16 protein-coding genes and 2 pseudogenes are annotated in these 24,872 nt (G+C 46.2%); 12 read left to right on the top strand and 6 right to left on the bottom strand.

The features are described 5' to 3' along the window. Nucleotides 1-195: pseudogene (locus tag RIM23_RS22935) on the top strand (RNA-guided endonuclease TnpB family protein); the annotation flags it as partial. 179 nt (nt 196-374) lie between these two features. Here the strand turns inward: RIM23_RS22935 and RIM23_RS22940 are convergent. From RIM23_RS22940 to RIM23_RS22950, 3 genes are all read right to left on the bottom strand, one after another. After that, nucleotides 375-2,015, bottom strand: coding sequence for a SpoIID/LytB domain-containing protein (locus tag RIM23_RS22940; RefSeq protein ID WP_446369639.1), 1,641 nt, complete (start codon nt 2,013-2,015; stop codon nt 375-377). A gap of 71 nt (nt 2,016-2,086) precedes the next feature. Further along, on the bottom strand, nt 2,087-7,534 hold the full coding sequence (locus RIM23_RS22945; RefSeq protein WP_446369641.1) for a response regulator: 5,448 nt from the start codon (nt 7,532-7,534) through the stop codon (nt 2,087-2,089). A 199-nt stretch (nt 7,535-7,733) separates the two neighbouring features. Continuing rightward, nucleotides 7,734-7,904, bottom strand: coding sequence for a hypothetical protein (locus RIM23_RS22950; protein WP_446369643.1), 171 nt, complete (start codon nt 7,902-7,904; stop codon nt 7,734-7,736). A 22-nt stretch (nt 7,905-7,926) separates the two neighbouring features. Here RIM23_RS22950 and RIM23_RS22955 point away from each other — a divergent pair, with 22 nt between their 5' ends. Together RIM23_RS22955 and RIM23_RS22960 are read left to right on the top strand one after the other, a co-directional pair. Further along, nucleotides 7,927-8,805, top strand: coding sequence for a TIGR02587 family membrane protein (locus RIM23_RS22955; protein ID WP_446369645.1), 879 nt, complete (start codon nt 7,927-7,929; stop codon nt 8,803-8,805). 65 nt (nt 8,806-8,870) lie between these two features. Continuing rightward, nucleotides 8,871-9,284, top strand: a complete 414-nt coding sequence (locus RIM23_RS22960; protein ID WP_446369647.1) for a TIGR02588 family protein — start codon at nt 8,871-8,873, stop codon at nt 9,282-9,284. Nucleotides 9,285-9,458: 174 nt separating this feature from the next. On the opposite strand, the pseudogene RIM23_RS22965 reads toward RIM23_RS22960, so the two are convergent. Next, a pseudogene (locus tag RIM23_RS22965) lies at nt 9,459-10,368 on the bottom strand (F0F1 ATP synthase subunit gamma). 434 nt (nt 10,369-10,802) lie between these two features. Here RIM23_RS22965 and RIM23_RS22970 point away from each other — a divergent pair. The 4 genes from RIM23_RS22970 (at nt 10,803) to RIM23_RS22985 (ending at nt 16,425) form a co-directional block, all read left to right on the top strand. Then, the gene (locus RIM23_RS22970) at nt 10,803-11,573 is read left to right on the top strand and encodes a hypothetical protein (RefSeq protein ID WP_446369649.1); all 771 of its coding nucleotides are present in this window, start codon (nt 10,803-10,805) and stop codon (nt 11,571-11,573) included. Between the two features lie 175 nt (nt 11,574-11,748). Beyond that, nucleotides 11,749-12,690, top strand: coding sequence for a DUF1350 family protein (locus tag RIM23_RS22975; RefSeq protein ID WP_446369651.1), 942 nt, complete (start codon nt 11,749-11,751; stop codon nt 12,688-12,690). Nucleotides 12,691-13,038: 348 nt separating this feature from the next. Then, nucleotides 13,039-15,129: a RecQ family ATP-dependent DNA helicase gene (locus RIM23_RS22980; RefSeq protein WP_446369653.1), complete on the top strand. Its 2,091-nt coding sequence runs from the start codon at nt 13,039-13,041 to the stop codon at nt 15,127-15,129. A 15-nt stretch (nt 15,130-15,144) separates the two neighbouring features. Beyond that, entirely contained in the window at nt 15,145-16,425 is a 1,281-nt protein-coding gene (locus tag RIM23_RS22985; RefSeq protein WP_446369655.1) for a DNA-processing protein DprA, read from the top strand. A 119-nt stretch (nt 16,426-16,544) separates the two neighbouring features. On the opposite strand, the gene RIM23_RS22990 is transcribed toward RIM23_RS22985, so the two are convergent. Next, nucleotides 16,545-16,790 carry a hypothetical protein gene (locus RIM23_RS22990; RefSeq protein ID WP_446369657.1) on the bottom strand — a complete coding sequence of 82 codons (246 nt, stop codon included), beginning with the start codon at nt 16,788-16,790 and terminating at the stop codon, nt 16,545-16,547. Nucleotides 16,791-17,324: 534 nt separating this feature from the next. Between RIM23_RS22990 and RIM23_RS22995 the strand changes: the two genes are divergently transcribed. The 3 genes from RIM23_RS22995 to RIM23_RS23005 all read left to right on the top strand — a co-directional run bounded on the left by RIM23_RS22995 (nt 17,325) and on the right by RIM23_RS23005 (nt 19,442). Further along, nucleotides 17,325-17,939 carry a hypothetical protein gene (locus tag RIM23_RS22995; protein ID WP_446369659.1) on the top strand — a complete coding sequence of 205 codons (615 nt, stop codon included), beginning with the start codon at nt 17,325-17,327 and terminating at the stop codon, nt 17,937-17,939. A gap of 307 nt (nt 17,940-18,246) precedes the next feature. Beyond that, nucleotides 18,247-18,888, top strand: coding sequence for a bifunctional 4-hydroxy-2-oxoglutarate aldolase/2-dehydro-3-deoxy-phosphogluconate aldolase (locus tag RIM23_RS23000; RefSeq protein WP_446369699.1), 642 nt, complete (start codon nt 18,247-18,249; stop codon nt 18,886-18,888). A gap of 41 nt (nt 18,889-18,929) precedes the next feature. Then, a complete protein-coding gene (locus RIM23_RS23005) occupies nt 18,930-19,442 on the top strand; it encodes a L,D-transpeptidase (protein ID WP_446369661.1) in 513 nt (170 codons plus the stop codon). Nucleotides 19,443-19,461: 19 nt separating this feature from the next. Here RIM23_RS23005 and RIM23_RS23010 read toward each other — a convergent pair whose 3' ends face one another. Next, the gene (locus RIM23_RS23010) at nt 19,462-20,790 is read right to left on the bottom strand and encodes a cytochrome P450 (protein WP_446369663.1); all 1,329 of its coding nucleotides are present in this window, start codon (nt 20,788-20,790) and stop codon (nt 19,462-19,464) included. Between the two features lie 751 nt (nt 20,791-21,541). On the opposite strand from RIM23_RS23010, the gene adhE reads away from it, so the two are divergent. Further along, complete coding sequence (gene adhE / locus RIM23_RS23015; RefSeq protein WP_446369701.1) at nt 21,542-24,223, top strand: bifunctional acetaldehyde-CoA/alcohol dehydrogenase; 2,682 nt, start codon at nt 21,542-21,544, stop codon at nt 24,221-24,223. 60 nt (nt 24,224-24,283) lie between these two features. Beyond that, nucleotides 24,284-24,823: a bidirectional hydrogenase complex protein HoxE gene (hoxE, locus tag RIM23_RS23020; RefSeq protein WP_446369665.1), complete on the top strand. Its 540-nt coding sequence runs from the start codon at nt 24,284-24,286 to the stop codon at nt 24,821-24,823. Nucleotides 24,824-24,872: the final 49 nt, after the last annotated feature.

The raw sequence follows: 24,872 nt of genomic DNA on the forward strand, positions 1-24,872 counted from the left end.
AAGGATTTATCAGTAAGAATTCACAGTTGCCATGAGTGCGGATATACAACGGATAGAGATGTAGCTGCGGCACAAGTTGTGATGATTCGAGGTGTAGGTGCGACTGGGCAAGCCGTACCTGAAATTGCCTGGCCAGACGTACTGCCGGGGGTCATTGACCTAGGTAAGTGTCCGCGAACCAGGAAATCTCCGTAGCGATACTGGGAATCCCCAACTTCAACGAAGTAAGTTGGGGAGGATGTCAACCCCTCTAGGATCTGTTTTCAAACCTTTAGATCCCCCCTAGCCCCCCTTTGAAAGGGGGGAACCGGATTCAAAACGATAACTTAGGATTTGGAGAGTAGCAACATATAATTATTTAACCGGATATGATATTATTTCTTGTTACCTGGTTCTTGCCAAAAAACAATGGAATCATTTAACGGTTGAACTTGGGTTCCTGGATAGTAAAACGTGAGAATTTTCTCTCCTGCCCAACCAAGATTGGCTAAGTTATACGAACCATATTGGCTCAAACCAACGCCATGTCCAAAGCCACCGCCGACATAGGCATAGCCTTTGAGGGTTTTATCAGCGCCGTATATGGGTTCAAGGTAAAATAGGGTACTGCGAGGTGGATAAAAGGCGCTACGGACTTCATTTTTATGGAGTTCAACCACACCCTTATCTGTTTGCACATTGAGCTTGAGGATGCGTCCGGCTGGCGATCGCTTGACGACTTGCATCTGTTGTATGGTGGTAAACTCGGCTAGCGGGTGTTTGATTCGTTCCAAATAGCGCTGCAAATCTGCCTGAATTTGTTCGAGGGAGTTTTCTATCCGCCACCGGAAGGGGGATCTACCACTTTCATTGAACCCTTCTTTCAAATTAATGAATTCGCGGAGGTTTTGTTCATTCCCTAAAGGCTTCTTAGATAAGTCCCAAATCGGTTTAGGAGAGTCAACCACAGCTTTTAGGTAAGGACGTTCTGATCCGTTCCACGAATCACTAAAGGGCGCGGTGACACCGCCAGAGGTGGAGGAGTATAAGGCGTCTACCAACTCATTATCATAGGTTAAGACTAGCCCTTGGGTTTTTGCGATCGCGCGGTCAGCCGTGGGAACGGTTCCTGTGAGTCCCCGATAGACTTGACAATGGGTATCTGCACAGATTTGGTAATTGTCCGCCGTAAATCGACGCAGATTCCGCAGGGCGTAGGTGCGGGCAATAATAGTTTGCGCTTCTACTGCAGCATAAGGCGCCCCTGGTCCTATTTCATGGGGGACAACACCGCGCAGATAGGTTTCTAAGGGAACGTCATTAACCAGGGTGTAAGTCCCGTAAGCATTAGGCTGGATTTTCAGACTCCCTGCATACAGTCGCGGGTTGCGCTTATCTTCACCACGAGTTACCTGGATTAAATCATTCTCCGAATCAATCTCTATCCACTGACGACTATACCGATAGCCATCCACCACAAACGAAATTCGCGGCACTTGGGGAAGGACTTGACTTTCTAGTCTAACTGTGTTAATTTCTTGAGCTTGAAGGCTTTGCAGCAACAGGCGTCGCAGCAGGGGCGTCTGATAGACATCCCGTTTCGCCCAAACTTGCCAGCGTTCCGGCTGCACCACTTCCACCTGAATCCCCTGTGAACGCCATTGATTCGCCGCATCTTCTGCGGTTTCAAATGTGGCGTGATCGCTGAGGACTAAATGTTCAGCTAAAAGGGGTTGGGATAGGGGTTGCATCGCCACTTCCAGCGTCACCTGATCGGTTTCCAGGGTTTTGGGTTGCATATTTCCCGCCAAAAACCGCAAACTCAGCCGATCTCCAGGTGTGGCTTTTAGGAGCAGTTCATCGGTGGGTTCTGAGCCAAAACGCTGCACCACACCCACTTTCAGGTCTACATCCTCCGCCTGAGCCGCCATACTTCCAGAGAGTCCCCAAACCCAGAAGGCGATCGCGCAGGCTTTCAGGACAGTTGGGATTGGTGATGGGTGATTGATGATTGAGGAAGAGTTTTTGGTCTGCATGATATCAAGTTATATCAAGTCCGGTAGGGGAAGCTGGGGGAGCCTGTTCCAGACATACGACTACAAATTCATCAAGCCTCAGCACTAAAGAGCACTTCACCCTGAATCATCCGCACAGCCGCATCAAGTAGCACTTCTTCCAGATAGGGTTTGGTAAAGTAACCACTCGCGCCAAGCTGTGCTGCCATTTGCCGATGTCGTTTCGCCCCACGAGAGGTAAGCATGGCAATGGGTAACTGGCTAAGATTCTCGTCTTTCTGAAGTCGAGATAGCAGTTCCAATCCGTCCATTCTTGGCATTTCGATATCACAGAATACGATATCACAGGGTAAGCCTGAGCGTAGTTTATCCCAGGCTTCTTGACCATCGCGGGATTGTTCCACCCGATAGCCAGCTTTGGAGAAGGTCATCGAAAGGAGTTCGCGGACTGTAATCGAGTCATCCACAATCAAAACCAGTGGCTCATGGCGAGTTTCTGGGGCTTCCTCAATTCCTGCACCTTCGCTGTCCCCTCTTGACCATATCGTCACGCTGTCTTTCCGCAGGCGTCCACTGGCGAGATCAATCAGTTCTAACACATCGGCAATGGGCATGATTCGACCATCTCCTAAGACTGTCGCCCCAGCAATGCCAATGGGTTTAGGCGGAGGACCTTCGAGTTGTTTAATTACGATTTCCTGTTCGCCTAAGACTTGATCCACTTCAATCGCAATGAATGTCCCAGAACTGCGTAGCACGACAATTGAGATTTGGTCGTCTTCTCGCTTACCCCCATAAACATTGCCCCGACTAATGGAACGGTTGTAGGAGAGCAACTCGCTCAGAGGTTGTACAGACAGGAACGTGTCCCGCCAGGAGACACCGACTTGACCGTTGGCATCCTTGTGGAAGCGATCGCGCGATACATCAAACATATCTTCCACCCCATCCATCGGAAAGGCAATGCGAGCGCGCTCGGAAAGACAACATAGAGCTTTACAAATACTTAGGGTTAAGGGTAGACGAATGGTAAACGTTGTGCCTTTTCCTAATGTCGAATCAATGTAGATTGCGCCCCGAATTTCGCTCAAACTCGTGCGGACGACATCCATCCCCACACCTCGTCCCGAAAATTCATCGGCGTTGTCTTTGGTACTAAAACCGGGGTGGAACAGAAAGTCATACAACTCTGTCGGGGTTAGGTCTCTCGCCTCGGCTGGGGTGATCAGTTTCTTCTCCATTGCCTTCCGTTTAATCCGGTCTGGGTCAATACCCGTACCATCGTCGGAGATGGCAATCACCGTTTGGTTTCCTTGGTGGAACGCTCGCAGGCTAATTTGACCCACGGCTGGTTTACCCATCTCTTGCCGTTCTTGTGGGGATTCAATGCCATGGGTAATCGCATTATTGATCAAGTGGGTTAAGGGATCATAAAGGTGTTCCAGGATCATTTTGTCGAGTAAGGTTTCTCGACCTTCCACTTGCAGTTGGGCTTCCTTTTTTAACTTGAGAGAAATTTCCCGCACCGGACGAGTTAGACGGTCAGCCGCATTCGCAAAAGGCACCATGCGCGATCGCGTCAGTCCTTCTTGGAGTTGAGTTGTCACCTGTCGTAAGTTGCGAGCCACCTGATCGGTTTCATCCACCAAAAATTCCACGTCTGACGCCGACTCCCGCACTTGCACGATTAACTCGATCATCTCTTGGGAGAGTAAATGGAAGCCGGTAAAGCGATCCATTTCCAACGGGTGATAGTCCTCCCCTGACTCGGAATTCGTAGATGCAGATGCAGAATTCTCTGACCCGAACACAGAGCGAGAGCGCTGTTGACTACTGGCTAAAAGAGAACTCTCCAGAAGCGAGCGCTCATACAAATCCCGCATCCGCGCCCCGACATCACTTAACGCCGAGACTTGATGCTGTAAATTATCCAAAAATTGCCGCAGACGCTCTTGATCTTGTTCTAAGCTATTACGGCTCACCACCAGTTCTCCCACCAAGTTATTTAGACTGTCGAGATGCTTAACCGGCACTCGCATCGTCTGCTCAAATGTCCGAGGCGTGCGCCGACTTGGCAAGGAGGCGGTTTGTCGCGAACCTGTATTTGTTGTGGCTGAACCTACCGTGGATTTATCAGTTTCCTGAAGAGCCTCCTGCAGCATGAGTTCTAACTCTTTATCTAGCTCATCTTCCTTTTGAGATGGGCGAGTTTTAGCGACAGACGATTGATTGTCTTGAGTTGATTCCTCCTCGCCTAAGAATACTTCTAAATCCTCAAACAAATCTGTCTGTGAGGGAGTATCACTCAGCATGGCTTCTAATTCCCCAAACTCATCGCCGCTTTCACTGGTCAATGTTGCGGCTGGCGTCTCCCCGTTCAGCATGGCTTCTAATTCCCCAAACTCGTCGGCGCTTTCTCTGGGTGAATCCAGATCCCATTCGGTTTCTGCTAGAGTTGCTAATGAAAAATCATCGTCAACAGTCGCTTCGTCCAGACTAAAAAGTTCCTCTAAGTTTTCGCTAGGCGATGTTTCTGGAATTTCCCAATCCCCAAATATATCGGCGGCGGTTTCCCCCGTTTCTGGTTGCTGTATCTGTTGAGACTCATCGATTAACCAATCTGCATCTAAATCCTCTACCTCGGCGCTGTTGGCTAATCCTTCCTCTTCTTGTGCAAATAACTCATCTAACTCTTCACCCGACGGGGTTTCTGTTGTTTCCCACTCGCCCCATAAATCCCCTTGGGTTTGTGGTGTTTCCGGTTGCGGTGTCCCTTCTGACTCATCGGTTAACCAATCTTCATCATCTAAATCCTCTACCTCGGCGCTGTTGGCTAATCCTTCCTCTTCTTGTGCAAATAAGTCATCTAACTCTTCACCCGACGGTGTTTCTGTTGTTTCCCAATCCCCAAATATATCGGCTTGGGTGTCCGATGTTTCTGGTTGCGGTGTCCCTTCTGACTCATCGGTTAACCAATCTGCATCTAAATCCTCTACCTGGGCGCTGCTAGCTAATGATTCCTCTTCTGCTTCGCCAAATAAGTCGTCTAACTCTTCACCCGACGGTGTTTCTGTTGTTTCCCACTCGCCCCATAAATCCCCTTGGCTTTGTGATGTTTCCGGTTGCGGTGTCCCTTTTGACTCATCGGTTAACCAATCTGCATCTAAATCCTCTACCTGGGCGTTTGAGTCCAATGACTCCTCACCATCTTCATCTTCAGCAAAGAGGGCGTCTAAATCTTCGCTAGATGGCGTCTGCGGTGTTACCCAATCGCCAAATAGGTTAGCTGATGATTCAGTTTCCGATGTCCACGGTTGTTCTGTCTGTTGAGATTCATCCGTTAACCAATCGATCTCGAAATCCTCTACCTGGGCGCTTGAGTCAAATAACTCTTCACCTTCTTCAGCAAAGAGTTCTTCGGCATCTTCTGTTACTCCTGGCAGAATTTCGTCGCCTTCTTCCTCAAACCATGACTCCGAACTTTCCCCATCCTTTTGGAATGAAGTTGTGCTTTCATTCAATAAAGCTTCATCCCTGGATAGGGGCATCTCAACGATAGAAACCTCTTCTGGGTCAGTCAAGCTATTGACTGGCGTCGATTCAACTTCAGGTGATTCTAAATCAAAGAAGTCATTGAGAGCCTCAAAATCGGGGAGATCTTCTGACTGTTCCCAAGCTTCTTGAGCAAAATCGTCGAGAGATGTTTCTTCAAACATATTTGATACATCTCCCGCTTCCGGTGTTGCTGATTCGATGTCGATTGTATCAGCTTGATTGCTATTGTCTAAATTGTTTACTAGATCTAAATCTAAATCATTACTGTCTAGATAGTCTTCCAGAGCTAAATCGCTCTGATTGGCTGATTCTCCTGGGGTTTTAAGATTTTCCTCACTGCTGGAAATTTCTAGCAGGTCATCAAAGTCAAAGTCTGATTCTGAGACAGTTTCATCGCCCTCAAGGGAGGATTGGAGAAAGTCCTCATCTACGTCCAAATCCTCAAGTTCTGAATAACTGAGAATGGCTGCTGGCGAATTTTCTCCTTCCCCGTCAAAGAAACTATCACCAAATAAACCCTTTAAGTCATCACCTGATTGACTCATTGGGTCGGAATCCTCTGAGCTATCTGACTCAAATAGTAGAGCAGAAAAGTCATCGGTAAAGCTGGATGAGATATCTAGGGAATCTTGTGATTCTTTTGAGGTTTGAGGATTTGCGATCGCGTCTAGGGCGAACTCATCCGCTAACCCTTGCCTTAAGACATTATTTGTTAAATTCTCACTATCCTCACTATCCTCAATTAGATCCGAGAAATCATTCGAGTCTTCCAGATTCAGAAAATCATCTGAATCAGAGTTTAAGGATTGAGCATTTAGGCTGATAATTTCTTCTTCTTGCCAACTTTGATCGAAATCAGGTGTTTGAGTTTCAAAAATATCGGCTAAACTATTGAGTTCTGCGATCCCTACTTCGGGTTCGCCCTGATCGGAGAGGGGAGAGATCGAGTTTGAGGATTGAACCACCGAGAATTGGAGTCTATCGCGTCTGAACTGTGTTGTGTCGTTTGGATCTTGGATATAGGTATCCTCGGATTGGATATAGGTATCTCGACTATCGGGGAGATGGGTGGCTTTATTTAGGTTTAGGTCGGATTCTTCGGTTACGGGAGTTGGTTGATGGGAAGAATGGGTGCTAATATCATGTGCTGTCGCTGATTCGACTTTTGTGGCGTCTGGTGCCAGGGCTTTGAGTTGTTCACTGGGTACAATCTCAACGGAGCGACCGCTCAGAACTAATTCTTGAGCTTGTTTAATTTCCTTAATGGTGACGCTAGCGAGTAAGCGATAGGAATTTTCGAGATTCGCGATCGCACTTTTTGATGTCTCTAGTAATTCACCCCACCCCGGTAAGTCTAATTGGTCCCCTAATTCGATCAACCTTTGACAATGTTCTTGCAGGGCGTGGCGATGTTCGGGAGTATCCGACTGCTTATACAGTTGCAACATCTCCCGCAGTTCTACCAGCACATTTCGTTTAAAGGTGGCGGGCAAGGTTTTTGTTCCTTTACTAGAGGATTGAGATGAGTTGGCTACCGAAGGAGTATCACCAGCCGCTTGAGTGTTTTGGACTAACTGTTGCAGATAGCTGTTGAGTTGCTCAAAGACAGGCTCAGCATCAGACATAATCGTACTGGCTGTTTCGTCGGTCAATCCATAAGATCCTTGAAGCTGCCCTAAAAGAGCGCTGAGGGTATCGAAAACTCGCAGCAACAGGGATTCTAGGTGAGTATCTACTCTAATCGGAGCTTCTTGGAGGATTTTGAAGTAATCTTCTAGGCGATGGGCAGTTTGATGTATGCTATTGAGTCCTAACATAGCTGCTCCGCCCTTAACCGAATGAGCAGCGCGGAACATTTCGTTCACCGTCTCAGCGTCTTCGATGGTGCTTTGCAGATTTAGCAAACCTTGCTCTATGGTATTGAGGTGGTCTTGTGCCTCCTCCATAAAGTAGCCCATGATTCGCTGTTGTTGTTCCGACTGCATAGCCATGTCCCTCAAAGCGTTTTGAGTAATGTGGGGTATTTTGCTTCCCTAAGTGCCCTGATTCAGTGCAGCGCCCGATTAAGGTGGGAGCATCAATAGTTTTTAATGTAGCCAATCTATTCAGGATTGACCTCAATCCCTTTATTCACAAATCGAACATCGCTTTCCCCGTTACCCCCTCTGATTGTAGCATTGCGGTCTACCGCCTAATGTGAGTGTTTCCTTTCGGTGCGCCCACATAGCGACCATTCTCCCGTTGGATTCCCAGCACCACCACGCCTTCTTGCCTCAATCCCAACTCCGCTAACTCCTTGGCTCCATCAACGCCAGGAGTTGGGGATGGGAGATTAGTGACTGATTCAACCATCATAAATTTATTAGTTCAATAGACTATGGTTAAACTGCTCCAAACACAACAGCATTCACAGGCTTGCTTATTAGAGATTCATCAAATCATTCGAGGTGTTTTCGGTGGTTTCTTATTTGGCATTCCTCTGCTCTATACCATGGAGGTTTGGTGGATAGGTTCTTATATTGAACCTATCATATTACTGGGGGTTCTAATCATTACCTATCTAGTCGTGTTTTTATTTAATCGCAGCGAAGGCTTCCGGAAAAACAGGCGTGATGGGATAGTTCATGCGGCAATAGAAAGCGTAGAAGCCTTGGCAATTGGCATTGTTTGTGCGACAGTTATTCTAATTTTGCTGCGTCGAATTACCGGAGAAACTCCAATTGATGAAGCATTGGGAAAAGTAATTTTTGAGAGTGTACCATTTTCCTTGGGTGTAGCGATGGCGCGATCGCTACTGCCGGAACAATCGGCTGAATCTGACTCCAGTCAATACTTACAGCCGATCAAAAAACTCGGTTTCCGGGATATGATAGCTGATATTAGTGCGACCTTAATCGGTGCAATCATTGTTGCCTTTAGTATTGCCCCGACTGACGAAATTCCCACCCTGGCGGCTGCAGCATCACCCCCTTGGCTGTTGGTCATTATTGCCGCCTCCTTACTCATTTCCTACGGGATTGTTTTTGCTGCTGGCTTTGCCCACCAACGCCCACGCCGCCTACAGAAAGGAATCTTGCCAACTCCTATTGGGAAAACTATTCTCTCCTACTTGATTTCACTGCTGGCTTCGGCTTTAATGTTGTGGTTCTTCAACCGCCTTAGCTTGAGTGATCCGTGGTTTTTGTGGTTACGGTATACGCTGTTATTAGGGCTACCTGCCACTATTGGCGGTGCGGCTGGACGTTTAGCGATATGATGTCAACTGAGGCTTTCCTCCCCACATAAGAGTACATAGACGAGGTATCCAGCCACGAAAAATAGATGAGTGATCAGTCTTCCGATCAAGCGAACTCCTCTCATCGTTCCCCGGCGGAGTGGGTCAGCTTTACAATTGCCCTGTTCATTTTAATTACAATTGTGGGACTGGTCACATTTAGAGGACTGGGTAGAGACAGTCAACCCCCTATCCTCTGTGTAACTGTTAAACAAGTAGAAATTCGCCAAGTAGAAGGGCAATTTTATGTCCCCTTTACCGTCACCAATAGTGGAGGTAGAACGGCGGAATCTGTTCAGGTTGTTGCGGAACTCACAACAGCAGTGGGAGTTCAAGAATCAGGGGAACAAACTATTAACTTTTTGTCCAGTGGTGAAATTCAAGAGGGAGCATTTATTTTTAGCTACCCTCCCCAAGAGGGAGACTTACAGGTACGGGTGGCTAGTTATAAACTGCCGTGAGTAAGCTCCGACACCCGCCAAGAACTTGAGTTCTTGGCTAAAAGCTTAAACCCGTTAAAACGGGTTCAAAGATTTACTCAGTAAGCTCGATTATTACTTAAGCTTGGGTTAGAGGAAATTCATTTTCTGGCATCCAAGTTGGCGACATTCTACTTAAGGGGTGTGCCTTTCATATTAGGTTAATGCTTCAAAACCTGCCACCACATCTAGAAGTTCCGCCGTAATTGAAGTTTGACGCTGGCGACGATATTGAGAATTTAAATCAGAAAGTCGTTCATCAATGTTCTTTTGGGCGGATTGCATTGAGGAGAGACGACTGGCATTTTCACTAGCTAGAGATGCAGCAAACGCCTGATCAAGAGACACAAATAGATATTGGCGGATTAATGCGGAAAATAATTGCTGCGGTGTTCATGGTATAACTAGGCAACATTGATGTCGCCCATTCTCTGGCTTCTAACTGGCGCAACCATTCGGGATCGAGGGGTAAAAGCTGGAGATGGCGCGATTCGTAGGACGCCCCTGATAACGGGTGATTGTAAAATAAGAGGATGCGATCGCATTGCTGTTCCTCTCGCCATTGTTCAATCGTCAGCACGAGTTCTTGGACTTGAGGTGTAATATCTGATGCAGAACGCGGTACAGGAAATGCCTCAGTTACCGCATATCCAGCGGTTTCCAGGGAGGGAATCACTCGCGCCCCAATTCCTGCGATCGCTAATTTGTCGGACGGAATGTCTTGCTGATCCAGTTGTGCGATCGCATAATGAACAATTTGCTGATTAAATTGACCGCATAATCCTTGATCTGACCCAAAAATAATCGCAATCGTACTCTGTGACGGCGATTGGGCTTCACCTAGATTGATGAGCGATCGCGGTATGGTGAAGGAGTCGGCAAAATGACGCTGTTTGAGGAGAATCTGTAATCCCATTTCTACAGTACGATTGTACTCAACCAGAGACTCTACGGCTTTTTCCTACTGACGAATACTCACAGCCGCCAAGGCTTTCATCGTCTTCACCACCGATTGCAAATCTTGGGCGCTGCTAATTTGGGTTTTGAGTTCCTCAATGGTTGCCATTTCAGATTTTACTGTTTGGACTCAAACGCTTATCCAGTCGTCTTTAGAGGACTTTAGCCGCTTACTGTAGGAGAAGTCATCCGTCATAAGTCATAACTTACAGAACTTACGCCAAATCCGGGTTAGCTACCCCCGTTATAGTTTAGTCCGCGCAGGCGGACTTTGTTTGTGTGGTTCCGCGATTTCAATCGCCTCCTCTTGGTTTGTGTAGCCGCTTCAACTCCTAATGTAAAGTTTTGTATCAATCTGGAATAGTCCCCCCTTAATCCTCGTTTCTAGTAATAACCGAGGGACAACCCGGTTAATCACTAAGTACAGCGCGGCGGAAATCAATTGATCAGTCAAGCCTTACTGAAATGCTGACAATCAAACCATTGTGAATTTCTCGGAAGCGGTACTCAATTCTGATGTTCTATTAAAGGAGTTTCAAGCTAATGGCTGTATCCACAGTTATTTCTACATTCGAGCTTTTGGTTAAACCCTTGGTTCAGAAAAATGCTGACATATTAGGGGCGGGTCGGACTATTATCCAAGGCTACTTTTTGACAATTTCTAATCTCAATAGCAGTGTTCCTGTAAAATTGAGAGTGAACTTCACCGCTCAGTCTCCCAACTTAAGCAGCCAACCCCTACTTGCGTTTTTTGATGTCGCGGGTTCCAATGAGCTATTAAAGCCCATGAGTTCAACCCGAAAGACCCAAACTTATATGATTGAAATTGGCGCACACGATACCGGGTTATTTCTCTTACAGCCTGATGTGACCAAAAAAGAGGTTGTTGACAAGGCAGATACTGAAATACGTGGATTTGTTACGCTTTCCCTAGCCAATTTATTTGGTTCTAGCTCCTTTGACTTGTTGCTGACTCCTCAGCAACGAGGAACATTCTTGCCGAACAAGTTCCCCGAAAGCAATACAGACTTTGATCAACTTGCTTATGCACTTCCCACGGCTACAGGCGGTTCTAAAGTTACGCTAACTCAGTTTAAATTCCCAAGTTTTCCGATACGGCAACTTCCCCCGGAAATCCTTGATCTTGATCCTGGATTAGCCGAAATTATCCGAGAAAATCCTGATCTGATTAATCTTAACCCCCAGAATTTGGGCAATGGATCAATCTCAAGCACAACCGATAGCTTGCAACAGGTTTTAACCGCGATGGTGGAACGGATTAGTGAGTTAGAAACCCAAGCTCCAAGCCGTTAAATAATCACAGCTTAAACCGTAATCCAGTCGGTGTCAATCTAGATTTTGACCAAAAAGATAGTAGAGATGTAGCAGGTTACGTCTCTACTACCATACTTAGGAAATATACCAATTTTCCTTCGGCTTACTACCTATTCAGATTTCTCCTACCCCCCTAAAAGCAAAATTAACTGATATGAACGAGAAAATCAAATTTTCGCCCCTTTCCTTTAGTTGGGTTGCTATTCATCCCAATCCCAAAGGTGTTATTCAATTTATCGGCGGTGCTTTCTTTGGCAGTTTTCCCACAGTTTTTTATCGCTATTTATTAAAAGCGTTGTTTAACGAAGGTTATACCATCATTGCTCTACCCTTCCGGTTTACCTTTCGCCATTGGTCTGTCTCAATTAATTTGTTAAAAGAACAGAAAGTTCTGTCCCAGGAAATTTCCCAAATTGCCAAGAAACTTAACTATCCAACTGAAGTTTATCAAAATCAAAAAAACTATTTTTGGGTAGGTCACAGTTTAGGGTGCAAGTACATCGCCCTTTTAGAGCTTTTAAGTGGCGACAGATGGCGAGATATTTTAAAGCGGTGTAATTCAGACGCGGACAGCCAGATTCGCCAAATTGAACAGAGTTTTATGGATAGTCCTGACCTACAACGTTCTATCAAAGGTCAACCCTCTTTACTCATCGCACCTGATATTAGTGATACGCAAAGTGCCATTCCTCGACCTCTAGCTTTCATCGCCCGTTTCCTTGACTCAAAAAACCTGGGTGTAATTCCCACCAGGGAACAAACGTTATGCTACATCAGCAAAAGCCCACTGTTTAACTTAACAGGCATTATTTCATTTGACAGGGATACAATTGCTGGAAGTGAGCAGGACAGATTTAAAGATGAGGAACACAGAAGAAATAGTGATGTGCTGTGGCTCATTGATTATTTAAAGCAGGGCAAGTTTCCCTTACTGCACCAGGAACTATCCGGTAAGCATTTAGCACCTCTGGGAATTCAAATTGGGAATTATGTTATTGAACTCAACCCATTAACTAAATTTGTTCAAAGGATTCAATATAGACCGCTGGAAAGGGTGATTATCCAGTTTTTGGATAAACTCAGTATACGGGTATAAAAACTGCATTAATGATCGAATTTCAGGTAGGGAGGCAATACAACCTTGTCCCCTACTTAGCTAATTAATAGAAATATGCTATTGTTTTATTGTTTAGGGCAAATTAACGTTAAAATTATTAGACTTGATCCAGCGCTTACTTTAACAAAACAACTAAAAACCAAAATAATCTAGCCTACTGTTGGAACATAATTATAGTCATCTTTAGATGACTTGCGCTATAAGCCAAGAACTAAAGTTCTTGGCGCTTGATGCTAGAATAGCTAGAATTTAAGGACAGTCGAGGCGGGTTTTACCAATAACATTGCTTCAGAAAACCCTTAACTTCACTCAACACGGCGTATCGATATGACAACCCAACTGAAAGCCCAAGCACTATCGCTGCTGCGCCAAGCCCTCAACAACCCAACCGCTCAATTTCGGGATGGACAATGGGAAGCCATCGCTAGCATAATTTTAGCGCGATCGCGGCTCCTGGTTGTACAACGCACAGGCTGGGGGAAAAGCATTGTCTACTTTCTCGCTACTCGCTTGCTGCGTGATAATAATACAGGTCCCACTCTGCTGATTTCACCCCTCCTGGCGTTGATGCGAAATCAAATTGTCGCCGCTGAACGCATTAATATTAACGCCGCCACGATTAACTCCAGTAATCCCGAAGAATGGGAACAGATTAACACTCAATTACAAGCAGGAATCATTGATATTCTGCTCATTTCTCCCGAACGACTCGCTAATGAAGACTTTCGCCAAACCATTCTGTTACCCATATCGCAACGAATTGGGTTATTTGTTGTTGATGAAGCCCATTGTATCTCAGACTGGGGACATGATTTTCGCCCCGACTATCGGCGCATTGTCCGTGTTTTGCAAGCGCTTCCTCAAACCATTCCCGCCCTCGCCACAACCGCCACGGCAAATAACCGTGTGGTTAACGATATTATTACTCAACTGGGTGCCAATTTGCTTGTATCCAGAGGTACTCTTACCCGAAAAAGTTTACAATTACAAACCATTAAATTACCGAGTCCCGCCGCACGTATGGCGTGGTTAGCTGAACAGCTACCAAATTTACCCGGAAGTGGGATTATTTACGCCCTAACTATCAAAGATACCGAACGAGTTGCCGATTGGTTAAATCAGCAAGGGATTCATGCTCAAGCCTACCATGCGGCTCTAACCCATGAACAGCGTTTAATCTTAGAAGACCAACTAATTAACAACAAAATTAAAGCTTTAGTCGCTACAACCGCTTTAGGAATGGGGTTTGATAAGCCGGATTTAGGATTTGTTATTCACTACCAGCGTCCGGGTTCTGTGGTTCATTATTACCAACAAGTCGGACGAGCCGGGAGAGCGGTAGAGCAAGCTTATGGAATTCTGCTCAGTGGGGATGAAGATCAGGAAATTACTGATTATTTTATTCAAACTGCCTTTCCGCCAGAGGCTCATGTTCAGGATGTTTTAAAGGCATTAGAACAAGCCGAAGATGGATTGTCAGTTCCCCAAATCGAGCAGCATCTCAATCTCTCGAATGGGCAAATTAAGAAGGTATTGAAACTGTTATCCCTGGAGTCCCCTGCACCCGTAACCAAGCAAGGCTCTAAATGGTATGCGACGCCCGTATTTTATCAACCGGATACAGAGAAAATTCAACAGTTAACCCAAATTCGTCGCCAAGAACAAACTCGCATGTTGGACTATATGAACAGTCGAGAATGCTTGATGACATTTCTCGCCAGAGAATTAGATGATCCCCAGCCAACGCCTTGCGGTAAATGTGCGGTATGCTTGGGTAGACCGTTATTACCCGAAACCTATTCACTAGACCGAGTTAATCAAGCAATTCAGTATCTCCGTCGTAGTGACCAAATTATCGAACCTCGTAAACAATGGGCATCTAAAGCGCTCCCTAGTTATGGGTTTTCTGGGAAAATTCGCGACAATTTACGCGCTGAACCCGGACGAGCATTATCACTTTGGGGGGATGCAGGTTGGGGAGAATTAGTTAAACAAGGGAAATACCATAATCATGATTTTGACGACGCCTTGGTGCAGGGTGCATTTGAGATGATTCGACGTTGGCACCCTCAACCTTTTCCTACTTGGGTAACTTGTGTTCCTTCCTTACTTCATCCACAACTTGTGCCAAATTTTGCCCAAAGACTTGCCCATCAATTACAATTACCCTTTCAGCCAATTGTGCAGAAAGTTCGCCAGACTCAGCCACAAAAACAGATGGGGAATAGTTACCAACAAGCCCATAACCTCGATGGTGTCTTTGAAGTGAACCCTTGGCAAGGCATGAAGGGTGCAGTATTCTTAATTGATGATATGGTAGATTCACGTTGGACATTCACTGTCATTGCTGCACTGTTACGTCAGGCTGGAAGTGGTTCAGTTTTTCCGTTAGCATTGGCACTCAATTCGTTAACGTAGGCAAATTAGAAGATTATGGATTACCATCTGCTGTCACCCAATACTCAAGCCATTTTATTATTGTGTGCCAGCTTTGGACAAAATCGTCAAACTGAACCCAAACCCTTAACCCTGAGCGAGTATAATACGGTAGCGAGTTGGTTGCTGGAAAATGACATGATTCCGGAGGATTTGCTTGAGCAAACCCTGAAAAATCGCTTATCTCAAATTACCATTGGTAAGCTTGATTCTCAGCGGTTATTCGCTTTACTTGAGCGCGGTGTTATGCTAGGTTTGGCGGTGGAAAAGTGGACGAATCAGGGGTTATGGATATTGGGACGAGGTGACGCTTCTTATCCTCAATATCTGAAGCAAAGATTGAAGCATAATGCACCCGCGATTCTCTATGGAATTGGGAATAGAGAATTGCTTTCTCAAGCTGGGTTGGCTATAGTGGGTTCTCGTGATGTTGATCAAGAAGGACTCAATTATACTGAAAGAGTTGTCCAGACATGTGCTGAACAAGGAATTAATGTGATTTCTGGTGGGGCGCGTGGAGTAGATCAAGCTTCCATGTTAGGTATATTAGCAGCAGGTGGGAACGCTGTGGGCGTACTTGCTGATAGTTTAACGAAGGCGGCTGTGGCGAGTAAGTATCGTGCTGGAATTAAAGAAGGTAGACTGACATTAGTGTCTGCTTATGACCCCGAAGCGAGTTTCAGCGCGGGTAATGCTATGGGGCGAAATAAGTATATTTATGCGTTAGCTGATTATGCGTTAGTGATTAGTTCTGCTGTTGGTAAAGGTGGAACCTGGGCGGGGGCGACTGAGGTGTTGAGACAGGTAAAAGATGTCCCGGTTTTTGTACGAATGCAGGGAACTGTACCTGAAGGGAATCATAAATTACTGGAAAAGGGAGCGCTATTTTTTCCAGAAGCCCCTTGGAATAAACCGTTGCGTATACTTTTAGATGCGGCTATAGCTGAGGCTGAAGAAAGCAAAGTTGATGAGGGAGTAATAGAGTCTGAGAAATCCTCAGCCGGAGATGGTTTAGGCGGGGATAAAAAGATTTTTATTAATTTATCCGCAAAAGATATCTATGAAGCGGTTTTACCCTTTATCCTCAACCAGTTAGAGCAACCTCAAGATGCGAAATCTCTGGCTGAATCGTTGCAGGTACGAAAAGGACAAATGGAGGATTGGTTAAAACGAGCGGTGCAAGAGGGTAATGTGATTAAGCAGAAGAATCCGGTGATGTATGTAGTGAATAAGGAATTGAATTTATTGTCTTTGCTGGAAAAAGAGGATTCTGGATAACGCGAATGTGAGACGCCCGCCCAGAGTTCAAACTCCGGGCTAATAGCTTAAGTCCATTAAAATGGACTAGAACTCTTATCCAGTCCTCTAAAGACGACTTTCGCATTGGTCTTTGGGTTTTAAAGGCGGTTTAATTCGAGTGGTGTAAGATTTAAGCATAAGGGCGGGTTTTGTTGCTCAGTTATTTCACCAATAACTGACTGTAGTGGCGTGGCAAACCTAATTTGCTGGATTAGCATTGTAGGGGCGCACGGCGTGCGCCCAATTTCACCGTCAAATCTATCCCGCCATTTTAGCTGTGCCACGCCAGTATTTCCTAAACCCGCCCGTAACTGTATGGAGTGAAGAACAGCAACATTTATCAAAAAATTTAAATGATAAACTTAAGCCTAATTCTCGGATAAATTTAAAATCAGATTCAAGAAAACAAGAGAGGAATATCTCTTGTTTTCTACAAGGGTTAATTAATATTATTGCCAATTTAATTTGTGGTAAAGGTATTTCCTTGAATGGTTTATTTCTACGACAATCTTTTTCCATAAATACGTCTTGAACTATACAATTCTTCTCTTCCTTGTCTTCTTTCCTTCCTTGTCCTCCTTGTCTTGCCCCCACCCCACAGTAAAAAACCTACACCTGTCAGCATCCCCCCTAGCCCCCCTTTGAAAGGGGGGAACAGGAATCCGCCTCAACTGAATAGTTGATGAAACAAGCTCAATCGTCGGATATCCGTACCTGATGTTGTAGTTTCCCTACCCTTTGTCGGATTAATACGCCAAAACTGTGGGTAAACCACACCGGAAAGTTAGGGATAAATTTGGCAAGATTAAATTGGGAGTAGAAAAGCTTTTTAGCAGAAGTCTCGAAACCGACTTAATCAAAGCAACGAGGGATAAAAAATGTCTCACTCTACTAAAGAACGCATCACCACTGAGTTTCAAAAAGCTAAATCCGCAGAAAGGGAACGGGCAGAACGAATTCAAGAAATTGTCCAAGAGGCTTTCTCGAAAACCTTGGCTGAGGTGAAAGACGGAACGGGTGAAATTCGCGGGATTTTTCAAGAAAACTTATCGGAGATTTTGGCAAGGGTAAATAAAATCGAGAACGAAAACGATGAAGCCACGCCAAAAACACCTGGGCTTCGTTCCAAAGCTATCGTTATCGCCGTCTCCAAAGCGCTTAAAAATCGCCTGTTGCCCTATTTGCGCCAAGCCTATACGGATGTGCAGCATCAATATGCTACGATGAATAATCACGAGGTTAATCGTGATATCAACGGGGCTGAAATTGAGCGCAATCGCTATGAGCGTTTGAAGCAGCGCCTAGAGAATTTTGCCGCCTGGTACAACCAAGTAAAAGCACAATCTCAAACTGTAGAACCAAGTGTTGTAGAATACAAGCAAGCTGAGTTTGAGAATAAGATGGGTGAAGCTGGTGCAACCGTTGCTCAAAGGGAACGACAGGTTAAGCAACAGTTACAGCAATGGCTGCAAACGGCTACAGCTAAGCGGTGAATTAGTTTGTAGTTCGTAGTAAGGGCTTTAGCCTGTAAAATAACTCTGAAGCCCTGACTATAGTCCTTGAATTATTTATACGACTCAATCTATAGTGATTGTCACTGAATTAAGAGTTTGTAGTCAGCTTTTAAGCCTGTAGGGCGGGAGCATGTCAGGGAAAGCACATAACCTTCAAGCTAACCTGCTCTCGTTGGGTTTCGTACCTCAACCCAACCTACAAAGGTGACATGCTCCCTTTAGGGCGAATACAGCGCAACTACGAACGCAGTCGGTGACATCAGTAAGCATCAATAAAATTGTGAGTATATCAAATCAATCTTGGTTGACTCTTCTGCAAGAGCATCGTACCATTGCCGTAATTCGGGCGTCTGACCAATCGTTAGGACGTAAAATGGCGCTGGCGGTAGCCGCAGGAGGAATAAAGTTAATTGAGATTACCTGGAATACAGACGCGGCTGCTGAATTAATTCGTCATCTGCGCCAAGAGTTACCAAACTGTACGATTGGTACAGGGACATTATTAAATCTGGAACAAGTACATCAAGCTATTGATGCGGGGGCTGAGTTTCTGTTTACTCCTCATACCAATACCAGTCTAATTAATACGGCTGTTAACGCTGGAGTTCCCATCGTTCCCGGTGCACTTTCTCCCAGTGAAATTGTTACCGCTATTGATGCGGGGGCAAGTTGCGTTAAGGTGTTTCCTATCCAGGCGGTAGGCGGTGTCAGTTATATCAAAGCCTTACAAGGACCTTTGGGTCATATTCCCCTGATTCCTACAGGTGGCGTAACGTTCGCCAATGCTAAAGACTTTATCACAGCCGGTGCGATCGCGGTCGGTTTGGCGGGAGATTTGTTTCCCAAACCCCTCATCGCGTCTGGGGATTGGCAAGGGATTACCCAACGGGCGAAAAAACTTCGATCTCAATTTAACGATGATCCATAAAATGGAACTAAGAGGATGATGCTGTTACCTCAGAAGTTTCCATGAAAACCATCAGGTCTAAAAAGTGGCTGCGCCGTTCAGGAACCCTCCTCGCGGGTGTCGCCTTAGCCATAACCGTCTTTGGGTTTAATACACCTGTCGCCCATCCCACACCCCAAAATGAACAGATTGCCAGCAAAATGACGGCGCTGCAAAATACGAACCAGCGCTGGATTCAAATTGATGTAAGCAATCAACGGTTAATCGCGTGGGAAGGGGGGGCTCAAGTCTATGCGGTGATTGTCTCCACCGGGAAAAGCGCTACACCTACCCGTACCGGCGTCTTTAACATTCAAACCAAGCTGCGGCGCGATCGCATGCGTGGTCCCGGTTATGATGTTTCTAATGTTCCCTATACCATGTATTACCAAGGTGGCTATGCCATTCATGGGACTTATTGGCACAATAACTTTGGGACTCCGATGAGTCACGGTTGTGTGAATGTAGCAGTTGATCACGCCGAGTGGTTATATAATTGGGCGTCTGTAGGAACGCCTGTGGTTATTCATCAGTGACAAAGACCTACTTGTGTCCCTATCGCCGCCAAAACTTAACCCGCAAACCATCGCGGGGGTGGGGTGTCGGTATTGTAACCATGTCCAAATCCTGTTCCGGAAGCAGTTCCCACTGATAATCTCGCACTAACAACGCGGTAAATAATTTCATCTCCAATTTAGCAAACTCCCGCCCCAAACATTCGCGTACCCCACCGCCAAAGGCTACATAACTAAAGGGCTTGGCTTTATCCTCCGCCCTTTGAGGGTTAAACCGTTCTGGGTCAAATAGTTCCGGTTGCGTATAAACACCGCTATCTTGATGGGTTCTGCTAATTTGATATTGAACCGACCATCCTTTTGGTAGCTGATAACCGTTCCACTCGCAGGACTGAATCACTTCCCGAAACCCACCGCCAACGGGGGGAATCAAGCGCATGACTTCCTTGAGGACTTGTTCGAGATAGGTCATCTGCTTTAAATCCTCCATCGTCAATGGACTTTGCAGATTCAGTTGCTGTTGTTCGGTGCGGACGGCGGCTAAAATATCTGGATGCTGGGCTAATAATAGACAAGTAGACGCCAGTGCAGATGTTAACGTTTCATGACCCGCAAAGAGTAACAACAAGATTTGGTCTTTGAGTTCCTCTAAACTCAAACTATTACCCTCTTCATCCCGCGCTTGCAATAGCAGTCCCAATGCATCTTGACCTGAATCACTGGATTGCTGACGTTGGTGTATGATCTGCTCAATCTGGTTTAGTAGTTGCTTGCGGCAATGCAAAGCACGACCAAATTTCGTCCAAGGTAAGGGTAAGGCAATGCTAAACAATCCCGCACACCACTCTTCAAACCATTTTACCATAAGCGTTTCTGAGGCGGAATCTACCCCAACCAGCAATTTGCAGGCGATATCAAAGGTCAAGTCTCTCAATTCTGGATACCATGTCAATGTATCCAGACGCTCCCATTTGTGTAAATAACCCTCGGCAATTTCTGTCATAGCGGTCAAATATCCCGCTAACGCCCTAGGTTGAAAGGCTTGGGAGAGTAACTTGCGCCGTTGCAGATGGTCTGAACCGCCCTGTACTGCTAGAGACGCCGGTCCCAAGAGTACTTTTGTACTGGGGGGGAAGGTGCTGGTAAAGTACTGGTTCTCATGGGTGAGGACGAAGCGGTTGGCGTCTGCACCACTAATCATCACCGTGGGACGTCCAAATAACTTGGTTTTGAATATCGACCCATACTTTTGATGACGCTTCTTGGCAAAGTCGGGATCACGGAAAAACTGGATTGTTTCCCCAATCAGCGGTAAACCGAAATGACCGGGAGGTAAGGGGCGGGATTTTAGTTCATCGGTGGTCGTCATCGCCTATCAAGATTAAAAGAATAATTTCATTGTGTTAAGTTTATTTTAAAATTGCAACGTTTACGTCTGGAGATAGAGGAACATAGTCCCATCCGGGGTAATTCTCCCCCTATCGACAAACCGATACTGCAAGTGCTATTAAGGACATGCAGACGCCTTGTCCGATGCTTGGTTCATGGTTAACAGTTTTGGTTGGTTGAAAAAAGCTAGTCTGGCGTTTGAACAACTAGAGCGTTGTTTATTAAGAAATTCTAAAATCCAGGAGGCTAAAGTCTAGCGCAATCCTAAAAATTTCATTGATTTATTAATGTATGAATCCCTCGTTCGAGATAGTATAGTAAGTGTGACGGGAGGAAAAAGTATTCCTGAGATTCCCTGGACTACCCTAGTCATGAATTCTTGGTCTATACTGCATGGGGAGGAACTGTCTGATTAATCAACGATCTGATTAATTATTGTTGAATCGAATCATTCTAGGGGATTAGCCGGAGCAAATTTGAGTATTCCAATGAGGAGATTTTTATGAAGTCCTACCCACTTTATACTGGGAGTAGCTCAGTTTGCCATGACGCAAATGTAAGGGTGCAAGCAAAAGTAAGTGGCAAAACTATGGTTGCTATTCAGGGAGAAACTCAGTCGCTTTAGCTGGGAAATCTGCCCGATTAGTAAACGAGAAATAACAAGAACCAAATCAATAGTGGGTGTGAGGGACATTAAATATTGACCCATGACGAAACTTACCGCAACCAACATGATTAAAGTCACAAACCATCAGGAACTCGAAGAATTAATTAAACGGGTTAAAGCAGCTCAAACCCAATACGCTAGCTACACTCAAGAGCAGGTCGATGCCATCTTTAAAAAAGCGGCACTCGCTGCCAATGCTGCCCGTATTCCTCTAGCAAAACTGGCAGTTAGTGAAACCGCCATGGGAGTCGTTGAAGACAAAGTGATTAAAAACCACTTTGCCTCGGAAATGATCTACAACAAGTACAAACACGACAAAACTTGTGGCGTTGTAGAAGAGGATAAATCCTTCGGTTTCCAGAAAATTGCTGAACCCGTTGGTATTTTAGCGGGGATCGTACCCACCACCAACCCCACCTCGACCGCGATTTTTAAGGCACTGATTGCCCTAAAAACCCGCAATGGGATTATCTTCTCCCCCCATCCCCGTGCCAAACAATGCACCCTGGAAGCGGCAAAAGTCGTCTTAGACGCGGCGGTAGCGGCTGGGGCACCTGAGCATATTATCGGCTGGATTGATGAACCAACGGTGTCTCTTTCCCAAGCTTTAATGCAGCACCCCGATATCAAGCTGATCCTGGCGACAGGGGGTCCGGGAATGGTGAAAGCCGCCTATTCTTCGGGTCATCCGTCTCTGGGTGTTGGTGCAGGAAACACGCCCGCCGTGATTGACTCCAGCGCCCACATTAAAATGGCGGTTTCTTCGATTATTCTGAGTAAAACCTTTGACAATGGCATGATCTGCGCCAGTGAGCAGTCGGTGATTGTCTTAGATAATGTTTACGAGGAAGTTCGCCAAGAATTTATTAATCGCGGTGCTTACTTCCTGAAGTCAGAGGAACGGGAAAAACTGGGGAGTAAAATTATTGTCGATGGGCGTTTAAATGCCGAAATTGTTGGTCAACCTGTGGAAAAGTTAGCCGAATTAGCCGGATTTTCCTTACCGGAACAAACCCGGGTGATTATTGGGGAAGTAGAAAAGATTGGCATAGACGAACCCTTTTCCTTCGAGAAACTCTCGCCCATCCTGGCAATGTATCGTGCCAAAAACTTTGAGGATGCGGTAGATAAAGCTGGAGAGTTAGTGGAATTTGGCGGACGAGGACATACGGCGGTTCTGTATACCAATCCAGCGAATGTTGAACATATTAAACGGTTTGAAGACCAAGTTCAGGCGTCTCGCGTCTTAATTAACACCCCCTCATCCCAAGGTGCGATCGGGGATATCTATAACTTCCGTCTTGATCCCTCCCTGACACTAGGCTGCGGCACCTGGGGAGGGAACTCCATCAGTGAAAACGTTGGACCGGAACACCTGCTGAACATAAAAACGATCGCGGAACGGCGGGAAAATATGCTATGGTTCCGGATACCGCCCAAGGTGTACTTTAAGTATGGGTCTTTGCCCGTAGCGCTGCGGGAGTTAGCTGGGAAGCAACGGGCATTTATTGTCACCGACAAACCCATTTACGATCTGGGGATGACGGCTAGCCTCGAAGAGGTTTTGGCTGAAATTGGGATCAAATACGATATCTTCTATGACGTAGAGCCAGACCCCTCCTTAGAAACCGTACAACGGGGATTGACGTTGATGAACACCTTCAAGCCCGATGTGATTATCGCCTTGGGTGGGGGTTCGCCCATGGATGCTGCCAAAATTATGTGGCTGATGTATGAGCATCCAGAGATTGAATTTGAAGGACTCGCGATGCGGTTCATGGATATCCGCAAGCGGGTGTATGAACTCCCCCCCCTGGGTGAGAAAGCGATAATGGTGGCAATTCCCACGACATCGGGAACGGGTTCAGAAGTCACACCGTTTGCGGTAGTAACGGATCGCCGCAACAATATCAAGTATCCCTTGGCAGACTATGCCCTAACGCCAAATATGGCGATCGTTGACCCCGAATTAGTCCTAAATATGCCCAAGAGTCTCACCGCGTTCGGGGGACTTGATGCCTTGAGTCACGCATTAGAAGGCTATGTCTCGGTGTTAGCCAGTGAATATACCAATGGGTTGGCACTCGAAGCTACCCGCCTAATCTTTAAATACCTGCCTTCAGCCTACAAAAATGGTGCAAATGATCCCAAGGCGCGGGAGAAAATGCATTATGCCGCCACGATGGCGGGAATGGCGTTTGCCAATAGTTTCCTGGGCATCTGTCACTCCATGGCACACCAATTAGGGGCAATCTTCCATGTCCCCCACGGGTTAGCGAATGCCATGTTAATTTCCCATGTTATTCGCTACAACGCCACGGATGCGCCCTTTAAGCAGGCGACATTCTCCCAGTACAAGTATCCCAATGCCAAATGGCGCTATTCTCGGATTGCCGATTACCTGCACTTGGGCGGCGATACCGAAGAGGAGAAAGTGAATCATCTGATTGGGGCAATTGAGGAACTCAAGCGTCAGGTGGGCGTTCCTGCTGCCCTCAAGGATGTGATTAAGGAAAGTGAAGCGGAATATTTCGCCAAACTTGACGAAGTGGCGGATCAGGCATTCGATGATCAGTGTACTGGCGCGAACCCCCGCTATCCCTTGATTGAAGATCTTAAGGAAATCCTCACCAAAGCCTATTATGGCGACTTGGGAGAGCTTCCTGATCTAGAAACCGTCAACGGCAATGGTGCGATCGGTGACACCAATATAACCGATACCCAACCTGCCGTACCTGCGGTGTAAACCTGTTGTGGGGTGGGCATTTACCCACCCTACAGATACTCAAATAAAGGAGAGTTAACTATGGCAACTGCGCCCACGGCTCGTGCAGACACCACGGCGGCGAAAAAACCAAAGGAAGCCAAGACAGGACATCCCAGTGGTGATAAGCGCTTCAAAGTCCTAGATATCACTATGAAGCGGGCTCAGTATCGTCCTGATGTTTTGATTGAAGTTCTCCATAAAGCACAGGAAGCCTTTGGCTATCTGGAGGAGGACGTGTTGCTGTATGTCGCACGAGGGCTAAAACTCCCCCTGAGTCGGGTGTATGGGGTGGCGACATTTTATCACCTATTCTCCCTGAAGCCCGGTGGCACTCATACTTGTGTGGTTTGTACGGGTACGGCTTGTTACGTCAAAGGCGGCGGACAAGTGTTATCGGCACTAGAGGAGCATCTTGGCATCAAAGTGGGCGACACTACCCCCGATGGCGAAATGTCCTTGCTCAGCGCCCGTTGTCTCGGTGCCTGCGGTATCGCCCCAGCCGTGGTGTTTGATGGCACAGTTGCGCCGAAACAAACCGCAGAATTGGCACTGGAGAAGGTGAAGGGATGGATGGAATGATGAATTTTGTGCGGGTGGGTTGATTCCATAACTGATGAGGAGAGAAAAA

Origin of the sequence: Coleofasciculus sp. G3-WIS-01 (genome assembly GCF_040223135.1) — a bacterium.
In the GTDB taxonomy this organism is placed as follows: domain Bacteria; phylum Cyanobacteriota; class Cyanobacteriia; order Cyanobacteriales; family Coleofasciculaceae; genus Coleofasciculus.

What these genes read in the sequence shown, in the direction of transcription:
- RIM23_RS22940 (WP_446369639.1), bottom strand. Translation starts at nt 2,015, where the DNA reads ATGCAGACCAAAAACTCTTCCTCAATCATCAATCACCCATCACCAATC.
- RIM23_RS22945 (WP_446369641.1), bottom strand. Translation starts at nt 7,534, where the DNA reads ATGCAGTCGGAACAACAACAGCGAATCATGGGCTACTTTATGGAGGAG.
- RIM23_RS22950 (WP_446369643.1), bottom strand. Translation starts at nt 7,904, where the DNA reads ATGATGGTTGAATCAGTCACTAATCTCCCATCCCCAACTCCTGGCGTT.
- RIM23_RS22955 (WP_446369645.1), top strand. Translation starts at nt 7,927, where the DNA reads ATGGTTAAACTGCTCCAAACACAACAGCATTCACAGGCTTGCTTATTA.
- RIM23_RS22960 (WP_446369647.1), top strand. Translation starts at nt 8,871, where the DNA reads ATGAGTGATCAGTCTTCCGATCAAGCGAACTCCTCTCATCGTTCCCCG.
- RIM23_RS22970 (WP_446369649.1), top strand. Translation starts at nt 10,803, where the DNA reads ATGGCTGTATCCACAGTTATTTCTACATTCGAGCTTTTGGTTAAACCC.
- RIM23_RS22975 (WP_446369651.1), top strand. Translation starts at nt 11,749, where the DNA reads ATGAACGAGAAAATCAAATTTTCGCCCCTTTCCTTTAGTTGGGTTGCT.
- RIM23_RS22980 (WP_446369653.1), top strand. Translation starts at nt 13,039, where the DNA reads ATGACAACCCAACTGAAAGCCCAAGCACTATCGCTGCTGCGCCAAGCC.
- RIM23_RS22985 (WP_446369655.1), top strand. Translation starts at nt 15,145, where the DNA reads ATGGATTACCATCTGCTGTCACCCAATACTCAAGCCATTTTATTATTG.
- RIM23_RS22995 (WP_446369659.1), top strand. Translation starts at nt 17,325, where the DNA reads ATGTCTCACTCTACTAAAGAACGCATCACCACTGAGTTTCAAAAAGCT.
- RIM23_RS23005 (WP_446369661.1), top strand. Translation starts at nt 18,930, where the DNA reads ATGAAAACCATCAGGTCTAAAAAGTGGCTGCGCCGTTCAGGAACCCTC.
- RIM23_RS23010 (WP_446369663.1), bottom strand. Translation starts at nt 20,790, where the DNA reads ATGACGACCACCGATGAACTAAAATCCCGCCCCTTACCTCCCGGTCAT.
- adhE (WP_446369701.1), top strand. Translation starts at nt 21,542, where the DNA reads ATGATTAAAGTCACAAACCATCAGGAACTCGAAGAATTAATTAAACGG.
- hoxE (WP_446369665.1), top strand. Translation starts at nt 24,284, where the DNA reads ATGGCAACTGCGCCCACGGCTCGTGCAGACACCACGGCGGCGAAAAAA.